The 23,711-nt window shown below is 37.1% G+C and carries 23 protein-coding genes; 22 read left to right on the top strand and 1 reads right to left on the bottom strand.

What is annotated here, in order from left to right; translation table 11 throughout:
• The first annotated feature begins 93 nt into the window (after positions 1–93).
• The 7 genes from L985_RS14710 to L985_RS14680 all read left to right on the top strand — a co-directional run bounded on the left by L985_RS14710 (position 94) and on the right by L985_RS14680 (position 6,383).
• Positions 94–1,653 (top strand): S8 family peptidase, encoded by a 1,560-nt coding sequence (locus L985_RS14710; RefSeq protein WP_047390373.1) that lies wholly within the window; start codon positions 94–96, stop codon positions 1,651–1,653.
• Between the two features lie 17 nt (positions 1,654–1,670).
• A complete protein-coding gene (locus tag L985_RS14705; protein ID WP_047390377.1) occupies positions 1,671–2,354 on the top strand; it encodes a hypothetical protein in 684 nt (227 codons plus the stop codon).
• 44 nt (positions 2,355–2,398) lie between these two features.
• The gene (locus tag L985_RS14700) at positions 2,399–3,097 is read left to right on the top strand and encodes a hypothetical protein (protein WP_052169365.1); all 699 of its coding nucleotides are present in this window, start codon (positions 2,399–2,401) and stop codon (positions 3,095–3,097) included.
• A gap of 30 nt (positions 3,098–3,127) precedes the next feature.
• Positions 3,128–3,829, top strand: coding sequence for a hypothetical protein (locus tag L985_RS14695; protein ID WP_052169366.1), 702 nt, complete (start codon positions 3,128–3,130; stop codon positions 3,827–3,829).
• Between the two features lie 15 nt (positions 3,830–3,844).
• Positions 3,845–4,540 (top strand): hypothetical protein, encoded by a 696-nt coding sequence (locus L985_RS14690; RefSeq protein ID WP_047390381.1) that lies wholly within the window; start codon positions 3,845–3,847, stop codon positions 4,538–4,540.
• Positions 4,541–4,556: 16 nt separating this feature from the next.
• Positions 4,557–5,270 (top strand): hypothetical protein, encoded by a 714-nt coding sequence (locus tag L985_RS14685; protein WP_047390383.1) that lies wholly within the window; start codon positions 4,557–4,559, stop codon positions 5,268–5,270.
• A 213-nt stretch (positions 5,271–5,483) separates the two neighbouring features.
• Complete coding sequence (locus tag L985_RS14680) at positions 5,484–6,383, top strand: LCP family glycopolymer transferase (protein WP_235609841.1); 900 nt, start codon at positions 5,484–5,486, stop codon at positions 6,381–6,383.
• Between the two features lie 37 nt (positions 6,384–6,420).
• Here L985_RS14680 and L985_RS14675 read toward each other — a convergent pair whose 3' ends face one another.
• Complete coding sequence (locus tag L985_RS14675; RefSeq protein ID WP_047390390.1) at positions 6,421–7,572, bottom strand: hypothetical protein; 1,152 nt, start codon at positions 7,570–7,572, stop codon at positions 6,421–6,423.
• Positions 7,573–7,771: 199 nt separating this feature from the next.
• On the opposite strand from L985_RS14675, the gene L985_RS14670 reads away from it, so the two are divergent.
• From L985_RS14670 to galE, 15 genes are all read left to right on the top strand, one after another.
• A complete protein-coding gene (locus L985_RS14670; RefSeq protein ID WP_047390393.1) occupies positions 7,772–8,503 on the top strand; it encodes a YveK family protein in 732 nt (243 codons plus the stop codon).
• Positions 8,496–9,191 (top strand): CpsD/CapB family tyrosine-protein kinase, encoded by a 696-nt coding sequence (locus tag L985_RS14665; protein ID WP_047390395.1) that lies wholly within the window; start codon positions 8,496–8,498, stop codon positions 9,189–9,191. The genes L985_RS14670 and L985_RS14665 overlap by 8 nt, the downstream gene beginning before the upstream one ends.
• Positions 9,192–9,202: 11 nt before the next feature.
• Complete coding sequence (locus tag L985_RS14660) at positions 9,203–9,967, top strand: tyrosine-protein phosphatase (RefSeq protein WP_047390398.1); 765 nt, start codon at positions 9,203–9,205, stop codon at positions 9,965–9,967.
• A 191-nt stretch (positions 9,968–10,158) separates the two neighbouring features.
• Complete coding sequence (galU, locus tag L985_RS14655; RefSeq protein ID WP_047390400.1) at positions 10,159–11,052, top strand: UTP--glucose-1-phosphate uridylyltransferase GalU; 894 nt, start codon at positions 10,159–10,161, stop codon at positions 11,050–11,052.
• Positions 11,053–11,136: 84 nt separating this feature from the next.
• A complete protein-coding gene (locus L985_RS14650; RefSeq protein ID WP_071908864.1) occupies positions 11,137–11,820 on the top strand; it encodes a sugar transferase in 684 nt (227 codons plus the stop codon).
• Between the two features lie 2 nt (positions 11,821–11,822).
• Positions 11,823–12,767: a GDP-L-fucose synthase gene (gene fcl, locus L985_RS14645; protein ID WP_047390403.1), complete on the top strand. Its 945-nt coding sequence runs from the start codon at positions 11,823–11,825 to the stop codon at positions 12,765–12,767.
• A 17-nt stretch (positions 12,768–12,784) separates the two neighbouring features.
• The gene (gene gmd, locus L985_RS14640; protein WP_047390405.1) at positions 12,785–13,864 is read left to right on the top strand and encodes a GDP-mannose 4,6-dehydratase; all 1,080 of its coding nucleotides are present in this window, start codon (positions 12,785–12,787) and stop codon (positions 13,862–13,864) included.
• The gene (locus L985_RS14635; protein ID WP_047390407.1) at positions 13,857–15,113 is read left to right on the top strand and encodes a hypothetical protein; all 1,257 of its coding nucleotides are present in this window, start codon (positions 13,857–13,859) and stop codon (positions 15,111–15,113) included. Before gmd ends, L985_RS14635 begins: the two co-directional genes overlap by 8 nt.
• The gene (locus tag L985_RS14630; RefSeq protein ID WP_047390410.1) at positions 15,110–16,303 is read left to right on the top strand and encodes a polysaccharide pyruvyl transferase family protein; all 1,194 of its coding nucleotides are present in this window, start codon (positions 15,110–15,112) and stop codon (positions 16,301–16,303) included. The genes L985_RS14635 and L985_RS14630 overlap by 4 nt, the downstream gene beginning before the upstream one ends.
• A gap of 15 nt (positions 16,304–16,318) precedes the next feature.
• Positions 16,319–17,701 (top strand): O-antigen polysaccharide polymerase Wzy, encoded by a 1,383-nt coding sequence (wzy, locus tag L985_RS14625; RefSeq protein ID WP_047390412.1) that lies wholly within the window; start codon positions 16,319–16,321, stop codon positions 17,699–17,701.
• A 13-nt stretch (positions 17,702–17,714) separates the two neighbouring features.
• Positions 17,715–18,926, top strand: coding sequence for a glycosyltransferase family 4 protein (locus L985_RS14620; protein WP_158513354.1), 1,212 nt, complete (start codon positions 17,715–17,717; stop codon positions 18,924–18,926).
• Positions 18,926–20,170, top strand: coding sequence for a glycosyltransferase family 4 protein (locus L985_RS14615; protein ID WP_047390417.1), 1,245 nt, complete (start codon positions 18,926–18,928; stop codon positions 20,168–20,170). The genes L985_RS14620 and L985_RS14615 overlap by 1 nt, the downstream gene beginning before the upstream one ends.
• A 27-nt stretch (positions 20,171–20,197) precedes the next feature.
• Positions 20,198–21,589, top strand: a complete 1,392-nt coding sequence (locus L985_RS14610; protein ID WP_047390420.1) for a sugar phosphate nucleotidyltransferase — start codon at positions 20,198–20,200, stop codon at positions 21,587–21,589.
• Between the two features lie 57 nt (positions 21,590–21,646).
• Entirely contained in the window at positions 21,647–22,720 is a 1,074-nt protein-coding gene (locus tag L985_RS14605) for a hypothetical protein (RefSeq protein WP_047390424.1), read from the top strand.
• Positions 22,717–23,688 carry a UDP-glucose 4-epimerase GalE gene (galE, locus tag L985_RS14600; RefSeq protein ID WP_047390427.1) on the top strand — a complete coding sequence of 324 codons (972 nt, stop codon included), beginning with the start codon at positions 22,717–22,719 and terminating at the stop codon, positions 23,686–23,688. Before L985_RS14605 ends, galE begins: the two co-directional genes overlap by 4 nt.
• The last annotated feature ends 23 nt before the right edge of the window (positions 23,689–23,711 follow it).

Here is a 23,711-nt window from a genome sequence, read left to right as displayed (position 1 = left end):
CAATTCATTGATTGATGGAGGTAAAAAGAACTAGAAAAATCAATTTTTTCCATTATAATGAAAAAGGATACACGAATGAAGGGGTGAAATCATATGAAAAAGATCATCGTCAGCGCTCTCCTCGTGAGTGCGTTTAGTACATATACGTTGGATACGACGGAAGCAGCAACAACGGCGAAAAAAGTCCCAGCGATCGAAGCGAAAACGAAAAAAGGCTACATCAAAGGAACGTTCGATGCGAGCGGGAAAGCGTTGTTTTATTTTGATACGAAGACCTACTTATCAGGTGGAACACACTTGAAGTTCGCTTTTGACGCTTCCAAAAAAGCGACGGTGTATACGTCGCAAACGGAATACAAACAAAAAGATCCATATGCGCGGTATGCGAATAGTAAAAAGACACTCTTTTTCCCACTGACGTGGAGTGGGCGACAATACATCGAAGTAATGGGAACGAAGAATAAAGCTTTTACGATTCCCTATAAACTGGAACGCCTTGAACCCATTCGCGAATACGCAACAAAATCAACGACAACCGGACAGGCAACGAGTCTCGTCGTTCGTCTGAACGGGGCGACGAAAGCGAGTACGTTGTCACAGACGTCACGCGCCATTGATCACGAAACGATTGACAGTACGTTACGACTCGAGAAGTTCTCGTATAACAGCTTTATTCAAGCCCTAGCTGCGAAACGACAACTCGAAAAAACGAAGGGTGTCCGTTACGTTGAACTCGATCAACCGATGAAGTTACTCAGCGCCGATCCGTTCCAGTCGGTTCAGTGGGCATTAAAAAACACCGGACAACGTGGAGGCGTCAAGGGAGCGGACATCGGTTATCACGCGATGGTCAAACGGATTGCCAACAAGTCACGTTCCACCGTTCGCGTGGCAGTTATCGATACGGGCATCAATCCGACCTATGCGGATTTCACTGGACGCGTCCGGATGGATCTCGGCTATGATTTTGTTCATAAGCGTCAGCTTGCCTATGACGATCATGGGCACGGAACACATGTCGCGGGTGTCATTGCCGCAACATCGAACAATGGTTACGGGATGACAGGAATCAATGACCGAGCAAGCATCATTCCGATTAAGGTCATTTCGCGCAATAACTTTGCGTCGAACTCGAATATCGCCAAAGGCATTCTGTTCGCCGTAAAACAAAAAGCAAAAGTCATCAACTTGAGTCTTGGCGGTGGTGGTGTTTCCTTGGCGATTGAAGATGCCTTGGCGGAAGCGCGTAAAAAAGGAATCTTCGTCGCAGCAGCAACCGGCAACGAAGGGGCGTCGAAACTGTCCTATCCGGCACGGTCGAAATATGCCTTCTCGGTCGGGGCGACGAACCGATTCGATAAACGAGCGTCGTTCTCGAACTATGGTGAAGGACTCGATCTCGTCGCACCGGGGCAGGATATCGCGAGTTATTTGCAAGACGGCGAATCGATCTTCTGGAGTGGCACGTCGATGGCAACACCGCATGTCGCAGGGGTCGCGAGTGTCCTCTATAGCTTAAAGCCAAGTATCAAGGTGACGGACGTCGAATCAATTCTTCGGAAGTCAGCGAAGGACCTCGGCAAAAAAGGTCGTGACACGACGTACGGATATGGTCGCTTAAATGCCGATCGTGCTGTTCAGCTTGTAAAATAAGGAAAGTAGGTTACACGATGAAACGTATCCTATGTGTCTTCCTCGTCGGTGTCCTCTGTTTCAGTGGGGCACTTGAAGGACAGGCAGCATCAAAAGAAGTACTGCAAATCAAACAAGCGTACAAAGCATTCAAGTTCGGTATGACGCTAACGGAAGTTGCGAAGACGATATACGGAACAGAGTACCGGAAATACATCAAGAAACAAAATGGGAGAGTCGTCTTTACGAAAAAACCGGAAACGACCGAAAACGAACAAGGTTTTCGGTCCATTGGATATGCACTTGATCCCCCCTCCAAAAACCTTCCAACGACAACGTTTCTTGAATTTAGTACGAAACAGTACCAGACGACATATTACCTGACACAAAAAGCGCTGTACTACCAAGCCGATACGGAAAATGGGTTGTATGAAAATAGCCGGACACTCATGAAGCCGGCGTCATTGCGCCACGGGATGACGGAGAAACAACTTGATCAACTAGTGACAGGTAAAAAGCTCGGACAAGTATCGATGTATTTTAGCTGGAACGTGTCGCCCGTCATTAAAAAAAGTCCGATGAAAACGGGACGCTATAAAATCTATCAATTCCATCGACCCCATTCGAAAAAAATTGAAGTCGTCATCTTGTCCTATAACACGCAGAAAAAGCGATATGAGGTTGACACAGAAATCGGGATTTCATTGAAGTACGAAAAATGAATAATGATGATTCATAGAGTCATCAAGGAGAGAAGGAAGCAGGTATGAAGCGCATCATCACGTGGTCACTCTGTTTAGTATTGTTGCTTGGTTTGTTTGTTCCAGGAACAGTATCTGCAGCAACAAAAGCAGAAACGCTTGCGACGACACAGTACAAGGGCTTGAAAAATGGAATGACGATGGAACAAGTCGCGCAAGTCCTGTATGGCAAGTCGTATCAGAAATACCTGAAGAAAAGAAACGGATCGACTGTCTTGAAACTTTCAATCAACTTCGAAGGGGACGAAGAAGGACATAAGCAATTGATCCACGTCCTCTCCGATTCGACAACAACACATCCCCCGACCGAACTGGTTTTACAATTCATGACGAAACAGAAGAGTACGAAGTACCGGTTGGTAACGAAAGCCTTGTTCATCGAACGGAAGACGAAGACAGGATATCGTGAAAGTACACGGACGCTCGTCAAAGGTGCCGTACTCCAGAACGGGATGACGGAAAAAGAGCTCGATGCGAAATTGACGGGGAAGGGTCTTGGTAACTGGACGATGCTCGGTCATATGGATACAGCGTCTGCTTATACGCTAGATGAACAAAAACGTGGATTTGCTGAAGTGTCTCGGATCAAGGAATACGTCTTTAAATCGACGATGAACAAGTGGAAACATGTCGAGTTGACGTATAACGAACAAGCGAAAACCTACGAAATCAGTGACATGCGGACGATTAAGGCAAAAAACTAAAGCACGTGCAATAGAAAGTGAGTGAAATGGATGCGGAAGTGGAACGTCAAACGCTGGCTTCTCATGGTACTGATCGCAATAGTTTGCCTCAATCCAGTAACGACGGATGCGGCAACGAAAGCCGAGGCGATTGCGACAAAACAATATCGTGCCTTAAAACCGGGGATGACGGTGGAACAAGTCGCCAAAGTCCTCTATGGCAAGACATATAAGAAGCAGTTGAAGATGAAAAACGGTTCACAAGTCTTACGATTGAACACAGAGATTGAGATGGAAGAATGGGATCGGAACGTCCTGCTCTATGATCTCGTAAATCGAAAAGTGGAATTCCCGTCAGCGATCGGTGTCCTGATGTTCATGACGGAGACGGGCGGAACGAAGTACCGGCTGACGATGAAACAAATGGAGTTCAAGCGTGACACAGCAGCCGGATTCCGGACGAGTGATCGCAAACTGATCAAGGGTGCGAAAATCAAGAACGGGATGACGGAACAACAAGTCGATCGAGTACTGACGGGAAAAGGGCTCGGGACATTCGGAACACTCGGTCACGTCGATACGACATCCGTTCTTCGAAAAAAAGAAGTCAAAGCAGGGAAAGCAGGGAAAGCGACGATCATTCATACGAAATCATACGTTTTTCCGACTGCAACAAACAAATGGCAATACATCTTTTTCATCTATGACACGAAAAAGAAAGCGTATAGTGTTGAAGATCATAGTCAGTATTAAAAAGGAGAGTAGAGTATGAACACGACATTCATGAAAATCACAGTGGCGACAATCATCGCGGGATCAACACTCTTTAGTGGAACGGCATCGGCGGCGACGAAAGTCGAGACGACAGCGACAAATCAATACACGGCACTTAAAGCGGGTATGACGATGGAGCAAGTCGCAAAAGTCTTATACGGCAAAGACTACAAAAAACAATTAACGACGAAAAGTGGTTCACAAGTATTGAAGACAAAAGAAGAATTTAAGGACGTTGAAGAGAAGCGTAAGGAAATCTATTACGAAATCTATGATCGGAAGGCGAAGATTCCTCCGACCTTGATGTCGCTCGGTTTCATGACGAAAAAGAACGACTCGGTGTATCGCCTAATCTCGAAACAAGTCGAAATGGGACGGAATACATATTCCGAGTACCGCGAGAGTACACGGAAGTTAAACGCCGGCGCTAAAATCAAGACGGGAATGACGGAGAAACAACTCGATGCTGTGCTCTCGGGTTCAGGTCTTGGTGAATGGGCTGGACTAAGTGAGGGAGATGCGCGGAGCGTCTTCAGTACAAAGGAAATCAAAGAGTATAAAATCGAGACGCATAAAGGAAAGCTTTATGTTTTCCAAAAATCAACGAAATCACGGATTTATGTTGATTTTGCCTATGATGCGAAAAAGAAAACGTACGTCGTTGTGGATTACGAGACAGCGACATTCTAAAAAGGGGGATTTACATATGAAAACAACAGTTATGAAAGTTGCTGTAGCAACAGTACTCGCAGGAACGACTTTATTTGGAGGGACAGCATCTGCTGCGACGAAAGTCGAAATCACTGCAACAAATCAATTTGAGGCACTGAAAACCGGTATGACAATGGAGCAGGTTGCAAAAGTCCTCTACGGTAAAAGCTATAAAACGCAGTTAACGAAAAAAGATGGATCAACGATTTTGAAGAAAAAGCCAGAGTTTGCGGATAAAGAAGACGGTCAGAAGTTCGCTACTTACAATTTTTATGATACGAAAGTAAAAGTAGCGCCGACCTATACGGCGTTAGCCTTTACGACGAAAGCGAAAAACTCGGTTTACCGTCTGACTTCAAAAGTAATTAACATAACAGCTAAAACAAAACTGGGGGCCCGGGAAAGCAAAATGCAACTAGTAAAAGGTGCGAAACTGTCGGAAGGCATGACGGAACAACAACTCGATGCCGTCTTGACTGGTAATGGGCTAGGTGATTGGATGGATTGGGCAAACTTTGATTATTCGATGGTCGCTTCAAAAGCGGAAATCAAGCAGGGACTCGCCGATCCAATTATGATGAAGTCGTATGTCTTCCAGACGACAGATCCGAAAAAACGTATGCTTGTCAGTCTAGATTACAACTTTAAGAAAAAAATCTATGAAGTCTTTCTGTTTGAGAAAGTATCGGCATCAGAATCGTTGCTATGATGCGACGCAGTAAGAGTTTTCAAGATTGATGTGAAGCAAAAAGAGTCAACCAATTGGGAGACTCTTTTTTTCATCTTTTCCCGTTTTTGACAAATCACGTTCAAATTTCGTTATAATCGGACTGTAAGTTTTTTCATGAATAACCGATACTAACGAGAAGCAAAACACAGAAGGGAATGGACGCAGTTGGAACGAGTTAAAAAAAGACGTAAGGTGAAGAAACGTTGGACGCCACTGAAAATTATGCTACTGATCGCACTTATCCTTACTGTCGGTGTCGGCGGATTCATCGGCTATACATATTATCAAGTCGACCAGACGGTCAAAAAGATTCAGTCACCGGTTAAAAATACGGGAGACAAAGTCGTCGAAGAGCAAAAACCGGTATCGGTTCTATTACTCGGTGTCGATCAGCGACCAGGTGAGCAGGGACGTAGTGACTCAATCATGGTCATGACATTGAATCCGACACGAAACGAAAGTCGCTTGATTAGTATTCCTCGAGACACGAAGGTCGATATCGTCGGAAAAGGGACGAATGATAAAATCAATCACGCCTATTCATTCGGTGGACCGGAGATGGCAATCAAAACAGTTGAGAAATTCCTCGATATCCCGATCAACTATTATGCAGAAATCAATATGGAAGGATTCACGTCTTTAGTTGATGCAGTCGGTGGTGTAACGGTCTACAATGACTTAAAGTTTGATTATGAAGGTCATCAATTTAATGTTGGTAAAGTAAACTTGGACGGAACGACAGCATTGAAATATACTCGAATGCGTTATGACGATCCGCGTGGCGATTTTGGTCGTCAGATGCGTCAGCGTCAAGTCATCGAGCAAGTAGTAGCTAAATTATCTTCTGATGTATCAATCAGTAAGTTTAATGCCATCATGGATGTCGTAGGGAAGAATGCCCAAACAAACGTCTCGTTCAAACCGATGCGGACACTCGCTTTTGATTACATGGATGCTTTCCATAACCAAAAGAACCTTAAGCTTGAAGGAACAGGTGGAAAAGAAGGCGACGGAATCTATTACTGGCACCCGACGGACGACTCACTGAAAGAAACACAAACGGCATTACGCTATTCACTCGATATGGAATGAAAAAAGCACCGAATCCGTGAGGATTTGGTGCTTTTGTTTAGAACGATTGTTCAGCTAGACGAATCCGGCTGATTGTTCCCTCTTTTGCAAATCGTTGAAGACGATAGGAGTTACTCGTGACGAGCCCTGTCGATTCTGTTTCGAGTTGAAGTGGAGCCAGTGAGGCTAATTGCTCATTCGTAATAGTCGTCTCAGTCCAGTCAATGGCGATGACCTTGTTGTCCTTCAAGACAAAGAAGTGCTTTCCGTAAAATAGGTAGTCATGCAATTCATCATTGAAAGTCCGATCGGCTGATCCATAAAGACTATTCAGTTCTTCACTACTTTTGCCGATAAGGTCAATGAGGGTGCCGGTCACAAAACTCGTATCGAGGTTATCATTTGCCCACGTCAAAAGTGTTTCGTCAGCAAGCGGTTCACCTTTGAGTCGTTTTGTCGTATTGGATGTTTTGATGAATCCTGTTAAATCATCCGACAATTCAATTTCAGTCACACCGTCTGTTTTCTTGACGATGCGATACCCGTCACCGAAGTCTGCTTCATAGAGTAATGTCGTCATCGTTTCTTCTCGGTAGATGTTACTTGAGCGTGTTTTAACATACAAAACATCATCAACAGCGGCGGTCTCTTCTGTTGCTTTTGGTTTCTTTTCCTTTGTCTTCTCGACCGTGACTGGTTTTTCGACAGTGGCTTTTGGTGTCGTATCTGCAGAACCTGCGAAGTACGTTGAATAGACATAGGTTCCACTGGCGCCAAGTAGGAAACAAAGAATCAACAACGCGATCCAGCCCCACGGTAATGGTCGTTTTGCTCCAGCATGCTTGATTTCTTTCGCTTTTTTTCGACGTTTTGGTTCGGGTTCACGATGACTACGTGAAAGTGTCGGTAATGGTTCTTCTTCCTTATTTAGAAGCGGTCCATCTTCATCGAGAATCGGACGTGCGACCAATGTACCGTAAAAGTCAGCCAACGTTTCATGGTGTTTTCCAGCGAGGAATGCATTCCATTCGTCGACCGTCACGGTATCTTCATCATAAGGAATCAGTGGAGGTTGCCCGGTGATCCGGATCATCGTATCCGTCAAGGATTCAGTAGAAGCAAGACTCGAACGAATCCGTTCATGAAGTCGAGCAATGTCCTCTTTTGAGTGAGAAGTATAGAATTGAAGCGCCTGTAGCGAGCGATGCATAAAGAAATTCCTCCTATGTCGAGATACGGAAATGAATGTAAATAGTAACAATTCATCTTTTATTATACGCAATGTTTTTCAATAAACGTATGACATTTCCTAAAAAAACATCAACCATTTCCCAAATATTTGTTATACTGATTCCTAGTTGATGTAGGAAAGTCACTGAATTAGACAAATAAAGGAGAATAATTAGACCATGAATGAAACGATTAGCTTGCAGGAATTATTTTCGATTTTACGTAAATCGTTCTGGCGCATCTTGGCGTTGACGATTGTCACCGCTCTCATCTCATTTGCCGTCAGTAGCTTTTTGATTAAACCGACGTATCAAGCAGGAACTCAAATTCTCGTCACACCAAAAAAACAAGAAAATCAAGTCATCGATGCATCACAAGTCCAGTCATCTGTCACATTGGTTAATACATATCGGGTCATCATCAAAAGTCCGGCGATTTTAGAACAAGTTCAAAAAGAAGTAGCGAATGCACCAACAAGTATTAAATCACTAAACGATATGGTCACTATCGAAAGTGAACAAAATTCACAGGTCATTAACGTCTCGGTCCAAAGTACGGATGCAGCACTCGCATCAAACATGGCTAACTCGATTGCAGAGGTCTTCAGTTCAGATGTTCAAAAATTAATGAGTGTTGATAACGTTACTGTCTTATCGAAATCAGGTATTCCGACATCACCTGTTAGTCCAAACATTATTTTAAATACAGCGATCGCAGCGGTTGTCGGATTCTTACTCGGTGTCGGTCTCGCGTTCTTACGTGAAGTATTCGATCGTCGCATCCGGACAGAAGATCAAGTTCAACAAATTCTTGATCTTCCAGTCCTCGGTAGTATTCCGGACATCGATAGCAAAGTATTCAAGTCATCGTCAAAAGTAACAAAACGAGAGGCGGTCCAACAACATGGCTAAGAAGAGTAAAATGAACAAAGACGCGCGGAAACTGATTACAGTCACGCAGCCGAAGTCACCTGTTGCTGAGCAATATCGGACAATCCGTACAAACATTGAATTCATGGCTGTCGATCGAGAGATTCAAGCGATTCTCGTCACGTCAGCGACACAAGGTGAAGGGAAGTCAACGACATCATCGAACTTAGCCGTCGCTTATGCGCAACAAGGTAAAAAGGTTTTGATTGTCGATACTGATATGCGTCGTCCGACGGTTCATTATACGTTCCGTGTTGCAAATGGTCTTGGACTTTCAAGTCTTTTGACACGTCAGGCAGAAAAAGAAAAAGCTATCTTACCAACGAAAGTCGATAACCTATCGATTTTGACAGCGGGTCCGATTCCACCGAACCCAGCGGAGCTCTTATCGTCACGAGCGATGGAGCATCTTGTTGCACAACTCCGTGAAGAGTTCGACATCATCATCTTCGACGCACCACCATTGCTACAAGTCGCTGATAGTCGGATTACTTCGAAACTGACTGATGGCGTCATCCTTGTCGTCGGTTGTACGACATCCGATCGTCAACGGGTCTTGAAAGCAAAAGAACAACTTGAACTGGCGGAGGCAAAAATCCTCGGTGTCGTCTTGAACCGTCGTGAACTGACGGATGATTCAGCATACCAATACTACTATTCCTATGAGTGAGGGACATCTACATGGTTGATATCCATTGTCATATCTTGCCGCTCGTCGATGACGGTCCGGCTAGTGTCGAACATGCCTTACAGTTAGCCGAACAAGCCGTCGCAGAAGGGGTATCGCGGATCATTGCGACACCGCACCTCTATCATCCGCAATTCGAAACGGAAAATGTCGATGTGAAGCTGACGGTCAACGAGTTCAATGTCTTGTTGAAGCAACGTGATATTCCATTAACCGTTTATCCGGGTCATGAGATACGCTTGATTGGTGAATTGATGGAAGCGTTAGAAGCAGGACAAGCGCTGACACTTAACGAGTCACGCTATATCTTGATCGAGTTTCCGTCAAGTGGGATTCCATCATACGCACGCCAAGTCTTTGCGGAATTGATTTCCGATGGCTACGTTCCGATCGTAGCTCATCCAGAAAAAAATAAAGCAATCATTCAAAATCCATCGTTACTTTTTGAATTGATTTTAAACGGTGCCATCAGCCAGGTAACGTGTGCTAGTTTGATCGGGAAATACGGTAAGGATGTACAACGGTTTGCGGTTGCTTTGCTTGAGAACGGTTTAGCCCATCTCATTGCGAGTGATGCGCATCATCTCGAGAAACGTCCATTCTACTGGAAGCAATGCGAACGAATGCTTGAGAAAACATTCGAAGATTGGTTGATCGATGAAATTTATGAAAATAATGAAGCGGTTCTCTTGAATCAACTCGTGACAATCAATCCACCGAGTCCTGTCGAGAAGAATTGGAAAGGACAATGGATGTAACATTTTTTGTCAAGGTAAGGGAAAGAGAGTGAAATGACACTCTCTTTTTTCTATGTTAACGCTTACATTATGAAATTATGGAAAACTTTATGGAAAATAGCACATGTCCTATGTTATTGTATTTTACATAAAGAATGGAACAAAAAATATAATTTTCCATCTTGAAAATTGATAGAGGAGTGTATTTCATTATGAGAGTAAAAAAAGCCGTCATTCCAGCAGCAGGACTTGGTACACGTTTCCTGCCAGCGACAAAAGCAATGCCAAAAGAAATGTTACCTATCGTTGATAAACCAACGATTCAATATATCATTGAGGAAGCAATTGAATCAGGAATTGAAGATATTTTAATCATTACTGGCAAAGGGAAACGAGCGATCGAAGATCACTTTGATTCCGTACCAGAACTTGAAGCAAACTTGATTTCGAAAAACAAGTCTGAATTGTTATATCTTGTTGAAGCAACGACAAATATTAACATCCATTTCATTCGTCAATCAAAACCCAAAGGCTTAGGGGATGCTATTCTTCAAGCGAAAGCATTTATCGGGAATGAACCATTCGTCGTTATGCTCGGTGACGATATCGTTCAAGCTGAAGTACCGTGTACACGCCAGTTAATAGAACAGTATGAAATTACGAATAGTTCAATCATTGGCGTGCAGCCAGTTCCAGACAAAGATACACATCGCTACGGTATTGTTGATCCAAGTACGAGTATCACAGAGCAATTACATAAGGTGAAATCATTTGTCGAAAAGCCAATGGCTGGAACAGCACCATCGAACTTGGCGATTTTAGGGCGTTATCTACTCACACCAGAAATCTTCAAGTACCTTGAAACACAACAAGTTGGATCAGGTGGCGAAATTCAATTAACGGACGCGATTACGCGATTAAACGAGATGCAACGAGTTTTTGCTTATGAATTTGATGGCAAGCGTTATGATGTCGGTGAAAAATTAGGATTCATTCGGACGACGCTTGAGTTTGCACTAAATAGAGCTGATTTAAAAGAAGAAGTATACGAAATTTTATTAGATGTGATTAAAGAATTCGAATCAGAAAAAATGATAACGAAATAATATAAGGAGGGAAGCTTTTTGAATAATAAAAAATTGAATACTAGCGAAGAAGAAGTTTCAGTAGCAGTATTGTCTTCAGAAGAGATTAATGAAACGACAGTAATTAATCAAATTTCATTAGAAAATATTGGGTCAACCTCTGCTAAGAGTATTCTTTATAGAATATCTAAAAGGTCAATAGACATTATTTTATCTCTAATGTTCTTAAGTATTTGTTCTCCTATATTCTTAATATTTTTCTTGTTGATCAAAATAAGAGAACCAAAACATGATGTGTTTTTTGGTCAATATAGATACGGATTAAATGGAAAAAGGTTCAAAATGTATAAATTTAGGTCGATGATAGCTAACGCAGAACAAAAATTAAAAAACAATAAAATTCTTTATCAAAAGTATATAGATAATAATTATAAACTGGAGTCTCATGAAGACCCTAGAATTACTAAACTAGGTGCATTTATAAGAAAGTATAGTATTGATGAAATTCCACAATTTTATAATGTTCTTAAAGGAGATATGTCGATAGTAGGTCCTAGACCTATAGTTGATGAAGAGTTAGATATTGAGTATGGAGTAGATAGAATTAAATTTTTATCTACGAAGCCAGGAATAACAGGTTATTGGCAAGCAAATGGAAGAAGTAATGTAGGTTATCCTCGAAGAAAAAAAATGGAACTTTATTATATAGATAATTGTTCATTAATGTTGGATTTCAAAATTATATTATTGACTATAAAAAGTGTGATTTTTAAGACTGGAGCTTATTAATTATGATTAAAAAATCAAAGATATATATTGCAGGACATCGTGGTTTAGTTGGTTCTGCTATTCATCGAAAATTGATGAAAGATGGCTATACGAATTTAGTCGTTCGTACTAGTAAAGAGCTTGATTTACGTGATAAAGAACAAGTAGATCGTTTCTTCAAAGAAGAAAAACCTGAATTTGTCTTTGTCGCAGCTGCTAAAGTAGGAGGAATTGTTGCCAACAATGAATTTCCTGCCGACTTCATCCGTGACAATTTAATGATTCAAACTAACGTGATTGACGCTTCTTATCGAAATCAGGTTGAAAAATTATTATTCCTTGGCAGTACTTGTATCTATCCTAAATTAGCACCGCAACCATTAAAAGAAGAGTATTTATTAACTGGTCCCCTTGAACCGACAAATGATGCTTACGCATTAGCAAAGATTGCTGGAATCAAAATGTGTCAATCTTACAATAAACAGTATGGAACGAATTACATTTCAGCGATGCCGACAAACCTGTACGGTGAAAATGATAATTTCGATCTTCAATCTTCTCACGTCATGCCAGCTTTGATTCGGAAGTTCCATGAAGCTAAATTATCGAACCAATTGTCAGTTGAAGTATGGGGCACAGGTACACCAAAACGTGAGTTCCTCTATTCAGATGATTTAGCAGATGCGTGTGTCTATTTAATGAATCATTACAATGAAGATGAAATCATTAACATCGGAGTAGGAGAGGACGTATCAATTAAAGAACTTGCTGAAACGGTGCAACGTGTAGTTGGCTTCGAAGGTGAATTGAAATTTGATACGACAAAGCCAGATGGAACACCTCGCAAACTAGTTGATACGACGAAAATCAATCAACTGGGCTGGAAAGCGAAAGTAGAGTTAGAAGACGGAATTCGTAAAGCATATAATTGGTTCTTAAATAATACAGATACATTAGAAAAAGTTTAATTCGAGGAGCGAAAAACATGAAAAAAGCATTAATTACAGGTGTTACAGGTCAAGACGGATCTTATTTAGCGGAATTTTTACTCGGAATGGACTATGAAGTGCACGGTGTTATTCGTCGTAGCTCGTCTTATAATCAAGAGCGACTAGAGGACGTCATGAATGAGAATGAAGCAGAGTCAATGTACAACAATGAAAACTTCCACCTTCATTATGGAGACATCACAGATACATCAAACGTCATCCGATTGATCAGTGAAATCAAACCAGATGAAATTTACAACCTAGCAGCACAATCGCACGTCCGTGTATCATTTGACGTACCAGAATATACGGCTGACGTTGATGCGGTCGGAACGTTACGGATTCTAGAGGCAGTCAAAATTCTTGGTCTCACTGAAAAGACACGAATCTATCAAGCATCAACTTCAGAGCTTTACGGAAAAGTTCAAGAAGTACCACAATCTGAGACAACACCATTCTACCCACGTTCACCGTACGGTGTCGCCAAAATGTATGGCTTCTGGATTACAAAAAACTACCGTGAATCGTACAACATGTTCGCAGTAAACGGAATTCTTTTTAATCATGAATCAGAGCGCCGCGGTGAGACATTCGTTACTCGTAAAATCTCGCTTGCAGCAGCACGTATCGCACAAGGGAAACAGAAGGAACTAAAACTAGGTAATCTTGATTCTTTACGTGATTGGGGATATGCCAAAGACTACGTTGAATGTATGTGGTTAATGTTACAACATGATAAACCAGAAGACTTCGTTATTGCGACTGGTGAAATGCATACGGTCCGTGAATTTGTTGAGCTTGCATTTAAACATGCGGGTATTGATGTGGAGTGGACTGGAACTGGTGTAGAGGAAAAAGGATATAACAAAGCAACAAAAGAGTTAATCGTATCCGTAGATCCTAAGTTTTTCCGCCCTGCAGAAGTAGAGCAATTATTAGGTACACCTGAAAAAGCGAAGCGTGTTTTAGGATGGAACCCTACTAAAACATCATTTGAACAGCTTGTTGAAATTATGGTTAAAAGTGATATAGAGAAAGCAAAAGTAGAGAATGATAAGGTGAGAATGTTTGATTAATATTTTTAAAAAAACTATTTACAAGAAACCACATTTTATTGAGCAATTTTTATTTTCTATGTTGAATTTTCTGTTGGTTTTAATAGTAGGTCTTCTTCTGACACCAACTGATTTTTCAATCTTTATAATAGTTTTCGCTGCTGGATCTCTTATTTTTAGTATAGGAAGTGGTTTTTTTTCGCAACCTATACTAGTTTATTTAAATGTTGATTTTAAAGAAGACAGTAAGTTCTATATTTCAAAATTAACTTTTTATTCATTTGTAACGACGGGATTATTATCAATAATAGTACTCAGCATCTTAAATTGTTTTTTTATAAATATAAGCTTTTCTGTATTTCTAACTTCAATGTTATATTTTATTTCATGGAACCATTATGAAATATTAAGAAAATATTCAATCACTACAAATGAAATTAATAATAAAAGCATATTGAAATCGACGTCTGTTTTTCTAAGTTGTTTTATTCTAGGAGCTTCTATATTGTATGTAACCCAAAAGATTAACGTAGCTTTAATCTTTTTAGATCTGTTTTTCGCATATACAATATCTATTTTTTATTTTTATGTGTTAACAAAGGGTAAGTATAGAAAGAATAATAATTTAACTAAATTGATTTTTTCAAATCACTTTAATTATGGAAAATGGTCTATTGGAGGATTAATTTTTTTCTGGGGTTATACGCAGGGGTATTTTATTATTTCAGCTAATTCATTATCAGAATTAGAAATGTCGTCGATAAGAACAACAATGAATCTTGTAAGTCTGTTGACTATATTTACCCAGATTTATGAAAACAAAAAAATCCCAGAACTATCTGAGGAAATTTTCATTGGAAAATTAAACCCACATGAGATAAAAAATAAAATACTAAGTATGTATAAAGAAAATTGGAAAAGAGTACTTTTTTTATTAGTTATTACTTATGTTTTTTCTAGAGTGATTTATTCTATTTTTTACCGAGAAAAATTTTTAGATAACACAGAAATACTATTACTTTTTATCACATATCAATTTTTATTGGTACTTACTAAGCCTTTAATTGTGTATTTTAAATCTACAATGCAGAATAGAGTGATTTTTTTAGCACATTTAAATTCTTTTATATCATTAATGATATGTTTTTTGTTATCAAAAGATAATATCAACCTTTTAACAGCTGTGTACCCTTTAATAATAAGTATTATCTCTTTCACATTGACTTTATTTATAAAATTTAAAAAACATAGTAGAGGAATTAAATTATGAACATTTTATTAATTAACGCTTATTCGGCTGAAAACCGAGGTGATGCTGGTATAGTAGCATCTATGATTCATTTATTAAAGAAACATAAACCTGATGCTTCAATTAAAGTAATGTCGTCTTATCATGACCAAAATGAAAAATTCTATTCACAATATGGGGTTGAGAGTGTAGAAAATGTTTGGTCATTAAAACCAAAAAATAATTTTTTCGAAAAATATTTGATTGGGTTATCAAAACTTGTTTCGATAAAATTCAACAAAAAAGTTAATAATTTAAATCATTTTGAAGAAGCAGACTTGATAATAAGTGTAGGAGGAGGATATTTATATTCCTCGAAAAAAGGATCTCTAGGTCCTGGATTGTTAAATGCCTTATTTCATATATGGTTAGCAAAACATGTAAATAAAAAGTTAATTTGTTTTCCTCAGAGTGTAGGTCCATTAAATTCTAGAGTAGATTACTATCTTGTAAGAAAAATTTTGAAAAAAGTTGATTTATTTTTTAGTAGAGAACAAACTACTACATTATTACTAAAAGATATGGGTGTAAAGAATGTTAAAGAAGTATCAGACATCGGTTTTTTATTACCAGATAAAAAAAGTAACTTTAAGGTAAATAAAGAAAATTTAAATCTTGGAATTACAGTAATGGATTGGAGATTTTCTAGAGGGAAAGCTACCGAAGCCGAGTTAGAAGTTTATATTAATAAAATTAAATGGATTATTCAAAAATTAAAAGAAGAACATAGTAATTTAAGTGTATATATTTTCCCACAAGTTACAGTTAATGAGGGAGATTCAGATTATCATCAGTCTAAGTACTTATATAATAAGTTAAACCTTAATGAAAAATTTTTAGTGGATTTAAAAAGTCATGTTAATTACCCTGAACAACTTGTTGATATGTATGGAAAAATGAACTTATTTATTGGAAGTCGAATGCATTCAACAATATTTAGTCTTGCTGGAGGAGTTCCAACAATTGCTTTATCTTATCAGCCTAAAACATTAGGAACATTTAAAAGATTAGGACTTCAGGATTTCGTTTATGATATAGAACATTTTAATGAAAATGAAGTGCTTAATATGATGCTAGAGATAATTAGGAATGATCAGAATTACAAAATGGATACTTTAAAAGGTGCGCAACTTCAAATTGAAGATGAAGTAAAGAAAATTTTGTATAGATAATTAAGGGAGAGTATTATGTTTGATATTCTATCAGCGTTACTTTTTACATTTGTTGTAATCAGTGGTTTAATTTTGAGTTATAAACTAGAAAAAGATTGGAGTAGTCCAATCTTTTTAGTTTTAATTTGGGTTTTAATTTTTATAGTAGGTGATGTTTGGTATAGCGTTTACTCGAAAAACTATGGACCTGGAGAAAGTGTAAGATTTTTTTTGAGTGAAAATCAACTCGGAACAGCCTCAAACATTTGGATGATGGCTACAATAATGATGTTATTAGGATATTATATAAATAATAATATTTGGGATCAAATTTTCTTGAGTAAGAAAATTAATAAAGTTGATCAAAATTTTAATGATTTTTCTAGAATGCTAAGTGCTTCAAAAGTTACATTGTCAATTAGTTTTGTCATTACACTTGTGACTCTCATTTATATTTCTTTGAGTACTTTAAAATTAGGCTATACTTTGACTGAAGTTTCTCAGTTAAGAAACAATATATTCTCAAATGGAAATGGTTATTTATTAATTTCTGTGCAGATGTTTAAGTATGCAATTTTATTTTGGTTGTTTTATTATATAAAATTTAATAAAGACAACAATGATAAAAAAAGCATAAACATAGTAAATGTTATTTTAATAATATTTGTTTCTTTAATGATTGATTTATTTTTAGGAACAAGATCAAGTTTTGTTTACGGATTTTTGTTACCTTTATTAATCTTAATAAATACTCATTATAGAAAGATAAAGTTAAAAAAATTATTATTTTTAGGTATATTTATTTTCATATTCATTGGGATAATTTACCGTACAATAGCGAGGGATCAGTATTTTTTAGCCAATAAAGGTGGAGATTTAAAAAGTTTGCTGATTGAAAATTTAATGTCTGCACCAGATTTTTTTTGGGGTGGATTTGAAGCTTCTTCTTTCGATGGAGCTATAGATATAATTCAAAAAATAAATTTTTCCAACTATTATTTATATGGAAAAACTTTTATTGATGGTCTAACGTCTCCTATTCCAAGAAGTATATTCGAAAATAAAGTTCGAGGTGGGGGAAATTATTTATATACTACAAATTTTTATCCAGACTTTTATGGCGAAATCAGAAGTGAATATTCAATTTCTTTTTTAGGAGAACTTTATTACAACGGTGGATTAATATTTGTAGGTATCGGTTTTCTTATATTAGGAATATTTTTATCTGTTCTAAAAAAAGTTAATTTATTATATTCAAATAGTGTATTTATTATTTTTTATGGTGTAATAATTAGTAGAGTGTATAGTCTATTAAGAGGAGATTTTTATAATTTTATAAGTCAATTATTTATTAGTATAATTTGCCTTACGACAATCCTTTTAATAATGAGATTCTTTAAAAAATTTAAATTTGAATAGAGCGTGAAGAATGATGAAAATTTTAATGGTTCACAATGAGTACAAAAGTAAGGGGGGCGAAGATACTGTATTAACTTCTGAAATAAATATGTTAAAAAAAATGGGTAATGAAGTTATTTTGTATATAGAATCCAATTCAAATATAAATCAAAATAATAAGATACAAATGGTCAAAACAGGTATTAATACAATTTGGTCAGTATCTTCGTTTAAAAAATTCAGAAAAATATTAGCGGAACTAAAACCAGATATAATTCATGTACATAATACTTTCCCAATAATTAGTCCAAGTATTTATAAAGCTGCTAAAGTTCAAAAAATCCCTCTAGTTCAAACCTTACATAATTACAGATTGGTTTGTTCAAATGGTTTGTTACTGAAAAATGGATTGCCCTGTGAAAAATGTGTTGGTAAAAAGATTCCATTTGAATCTTTAAAGAATAGATGTTACAAAGATTCTTTAACTGGAACATTTGCTATAAATGCAATGCAAGTTATAAATAAATCAACAGGGAATTATAATAAAAATGTAGATGCATACATTTGTTTAACAGAATTCGCTAAAAATATAATGGTGAGAGACGGATTCCCAAAAGAAAAACTATTTGTTAAACCTAATTTTTTAAATGAAGATAATTCTAAATTAATAGAAAATAATTTAAAATTATCACCTGAAAAAAATAATAACTTTGTTTTTGTTGGAAGAGTTTCTAAAGAAAAAGGTATAAATGATATTTTAGAAGCTTTTGAAGAAATTGATCAAAGCTCTTTCTCACTAACTATTATTGGTGATGGTCCTGAAAAATCAATTCTTGAGGAGAAATACGGAAATAATCAAAATATAATCTGGAAAGGTTGGATAGAAAACGAAAAAGTAAAAGAAGAAATAGCTAAAAACAATTTTTTAGTTATGGGTTCTAAATGGTATGAAGGATTTCCAATGGTTCTTCTTGAAGCGATGTCCTTAGGAAAGCCAGTTATAGTACCAAACCATGCGGGATTTCCTGAAATAGTAACAAGCGAAACTGGAATGTTATTTAAGCCTAACGATATAAAATCATTGAAAAATACTTTACAAATTGCGATTAATCAATCGGAATTTGATTTTCAAAATATGAGTATAAAGTCTAAAGAAATCTTCAAATTAAAATATACTTCTAAACAAAATTACTCTGAACTACTTGAAATATATCAATCAGCTATAAACGGTAAGGATGGTCGTTAATGAAAAAAATAGTCTTCGTAATCAATTATTTTCATCCTGATTATGCATCGACGGGTCAGTTGATGACTGAACTTTGTTTGCATATTAAAGATGATTTTGAAATTACTGTTATTGCTGCACAACCAGGGTATAGTGAAGATACTTATTTAGGAAAGCCTAATAAAAAAATTGAAACAGAATATTGGAATGGAATAAAGGTTATTCGCGTTCAAGTGGATCAGGTAAATAAGCGTTCAAAATTAAGTCGAATAAGATATATTTCCCGATATTTTCTATTGGCTAATATTGCATTGTTAAAAGAAAAAAATGTAGATTTGATTTATACAATTTCACAGCCACCAATTTTAGGCGGTTTAATTGGAACGATTGGAAAATTTCTAAAACGTTCCAAACATTTGTATAACATTCAAGATTTTAATCCCGAGCAAGCAGCTGCTGTAAACTACACTGGTGGAACAGTACATAAGATTGCTAAACAAATTGATAAACTAAACTGCAGTTACTCTGATCATATCATTTTGGTAGGGAATGATATGAAAGAGACGTTAAGTAATCGTTTTGGAAATAAGCATTATCTCAGTCATAGCGTAATCAATAACTGGACAGATGAAAATGAAATTATTCCATTATCTAAAAACGAACTACATGTCTCAGAGTTTTTAAAGGAACATAATCTCGAAGAGAAATTTATTATTATGTACTCAGGTAATTTAGGCTTGTTTTATGATTTAGAAAATTTAATTAAAATCTCTTCCGCATTACAGAGTATTCCAGATATTCATTTTTTGTATGTAGGTGAAGGTGCTTCCAAAAAAGATATGCAAGACTATGTGTCTAAAGAAGGTCTAAAAAACGTAACATTTTTACCATATCAACCAAAAGAGTTTATTAAATATTCATTAAATGTGGCAGATGTTCATCTTGTAGTAAATCAAAAAGGAATAAAAGGAGTTTCTGTTCCTAGTAAAATTTACGGTGTCATGGCAGCGGGTAAACCTATTCTTGGAGTTCTTGAACAGGGAAGCGAAGCAGAATTTTTGATTTCAACAAGCAACTCGGGATTGGTGTCAGAACCACAAGATTACCGGAAATTTGCTGAAAACATTAAATCTATCTATGAGTTGACTCAAGAAGAACGCCATGCCATGGGAATGCGTGGTCGTCAATATCTTGATCAACATTTGAGAAAAGAACTATCACTGAATAAATATAAAGAAACTTTAACAACTATTATTAATAACTAATTATAGATAGAAAAGAGGAAGTGTGATATGAAACTTGTACTACTGTCGGGAGGGTCTGGTAAACGACTGTGGCCTCTTTCGAACGATACTCGATCAAAACAATTTTTGAAAGTGCTTGAAAGCCAAAAATTACAGGAACAGTCAATGGTTCAGCGTGTCTGGGGACAACTTGAATCTACGGGTTTATCGAATGATGCGATGGTTGCAACTTCTAAAATGCAACGGGATATGATCCATGCTCAAATTGGTGAGAATGTTCCATTAATCATTGAACCCGAACGTCGTGATACATATCCTGCGATCGCCCTTGCCGCAAGTTATTTATACTCCGTACAAAATGTAGATGAGAATGAAGTAGTAGTTGTTTTACCAGTCGATCCTTATGTAGATGATCAATTTTTTGAACAGGTTAAAGTATTAGAAAAGATGTTAATTTCAACTGATGCTGATTTAGCATTGATGGGTGTAAAACCAACTTATCCTTCTTCAAAGTACGGTTATATGGTGCCTACGAAGGATTCGACTATATCTAATAATCATATCCAAGTTCAAAAGTTCACAGAAAAACCTTCTGAAGAAGATGCAGTTACGTTAATTGAATCTGGAGCTCTTTGGAATTGTGGCGTATTTGCTTTTCGTTTAGGCTATTTACTGAAAACACTCGAAGAAAATAATCTGCCTTTAAGTTATCAAGAACTACTAGATATGTATGCGACACTACCTAAAATCAGCTTTGATTATGCTGTAGTTGAAAAAACTACAAACATCATCGCAGTGCCTTACGATGGCTATTGGAAAGATCTTGGAACATGGAATACGCTGACAGAAGAAATGGCAACGTCTCAAATTGGTAAAGGTATCATTTCGGAAGATAGTACAAATACTCATCTCATAAATGAACTAGACATTCCTGTGACTGTAATTGGAGTAAAAAATCTAGTTATTGCGGCCAGCCCTGATGGAATTTTGGTGTCTGAAAAAGAGGCTAGTCCAAAAATTAAAGATTACATCGGACAATATGATCATCCGCCAATGTATGAAGAACGCATGTGGGGTTGGACCCGCACTCTTGATTACGCAAAATACGATGAGCAAAAGGAAATGGTTACGAAACGTATTTGTATCTATGCTGGATGCAATTCTTCGTATCATCGTCATATTCTGAGAGATGAAGTCTGGACGATTGTTCGGGGTGAAGGTGATTTGGCAGTAGATGGGCGTATCACTCGAGTCAAAGCTGGAGATATTGTCCACTTGCCAGCAGGCAAAGAACATGGTATTTATGCAATCTCTGAACTAGAATTTATTGAAGTACAGACGGGTTTAGAGATTACTGAAGAAGACTTTGTTCGTATCCATTATAAGTGGTCGGATGTGCTCTCATGTTTTAATCAATCTGACTCTCGCGTCATCTACTAATCCTTTATTGGGGGAGAGAACTTATGCTTCTCCCCTGTTCTTGTTTGGAGGAAATATATGAATATTGCCTATTATATTTCAGATTATGGATACGGACATGCTACACGTGGTGTTGCAATCATTCGCAAATTATTGAAAAGAAATCCGGAGATGATGATTACTGTCTGTCATAGCTTTGCTAGTGAATTATTAACAAATTCCTTTGATGATAATCGTGTGACTCTCCGCATTGTATCGACGGATGTTGGATACGTCTTAAATTTGGATACTCTAGAATTAGATCCTGAAAAAATGAAGAAAATGTATGATGATTATTTATATTTCCGCACTCGAAAAATTCAAGACGAAATAGACTTTCTAAAGCAAAATCAAATATCTTGCGTCATATCAGATATTTACTCAAATGCGTTTGAAGCAGCTGATGAATTAAATATCTTAAGTATTGGCATATCTAACTTCTTGTGGAGCGATGTTTATGAAAATTTGATTGAAGATTCTAAGCTCAAGGTGATGAAGAGAGCGTACAGTAAAATGAGTTATTTCCTTCAGCTAGAAGGTAGTATCAACTCGACTAATACATACGATTACTTTTCTCGTGCAATAAATGAGAAAGAAGTGAACCGAATAAAGGATGAGTTAAAGACTTCCTCTACAGATATAATCATTTTTTATGGACTAGGAATGAAAATCGATCACAGTCATCAATTAAGCAACGAATCTTTCCTATGGTCAAATGAAAATTGTAAGTTTATTGTTTCTTCTCATATAGATATTAATCATCCTAATGTATTTAAAATACCCGATGACTATATAGAAACACAAAATTACATAGCGGCTTCTGATTTCACTGTAACTAAACCAGGATGGAGTACGGTAAGTGAAGCATTGTGTGGAAAAAGTAGGATACTTCTTTTAGATCGAGCATCTTTTATTGAAGATCAAGCTACGATGAATAAATTGAAATCGAAAAATTATTGTAAATCATTCTCGATAGAAAAATTGTCACAATTAACCATTAATTCAGCTGTAATAAGTCAATGGAAAGAAACGATTCAAATTAAATTTAATAATGATGGACTTGATCGTTTAATTAATGATTTGCAAGAAAAAATTAAAGAGGTGAAGAAATGATACTTGTAGTTGGCGGAGCTGGTTATATAGGAAGTCATGTAGTGAAAGAACTTTTAAATCAAGGTAAGAAAGTAATCGTTTTAGATAATCTATCAACTGGATTTCGCTTTGCTGTGGATTCTCGAGCCATTTTTATTGAAGGAGAACTTGGAGATACAACTACTTTGAAAGAAATTTTTGATGAGTACACAATTTCGGCAGTCATGCATTTTGCAGCAAATAGTCTTGTCGGAGAATCAGTTGTTAATCCAATCAAATACTATTTAAATAACGTAAACGCTACCCTGAATTTATTATCTACAATGGGTGCTTATCAAATTAAAAAATTCGTATTTTCCTCTACAGCAGCGACGTATGGACTGGTAGAAGAATCGATTATTACGGAAAGTACAACTGTTCAACCGATTAACCCTTATGGTCATTCGAAATTGATGGTTGAGCAAATACTAGCTGATTTACATAAAGCAAATGGATTGAACTATGTAACCTTAAGGTATTTTAATGCTGCAGGATCTCATCCTGATCAGACAATTGGAGAAAATCACAATCCTGAAACACATCTTATTCCAATCGTATTACAACATTTGAATGGAAGAAGAAATCAAATAACTGTCTATGGTCAAGATTATGATACACCTGACGGAACCTGTATTCGAGACTATATTCACGTTTGTGATTTGACTGATGCTCATATTTTAGCGTTAGAAGCACTTTTAGATACTACAGTCACTAATGAAACGTATAACTTAGGCAACGGTCAAGGTTTTTCCGTCAAAGAAATCATTCAAAGTGCTGAAAAAATAACGGGCAACCTAGCTCACGTTGAAATAGGTCTTCGACGTGAAGGCGATCCGGCGAGGTTAATAGCTAGCTCTAAAAAGATACAAGAGGCACTAGGCTGGACTCCTAAATATTCATTAGATGACATTATACAGCATGCTTGGAACTACGAAGTAAAAACTCACTAATCTATTGCACATAGGGAGAAGAC

It is taken from the genome of Exiguobacterium sp. ZWU0009 (assembly GCF_000798935.2).
GTDB classification, from domain to species: Bacteria; Bacillota; Bacilli; order Exiguobacteriales; family Exiguobacteriaceae; genus Exiguobacterium_A; species Exiguobacterium_A acetylicum.
Note: the sequence above shows the minus strand (reverse complement) of the source record. Positions and strands in the feature narration are given on the sequence as shown.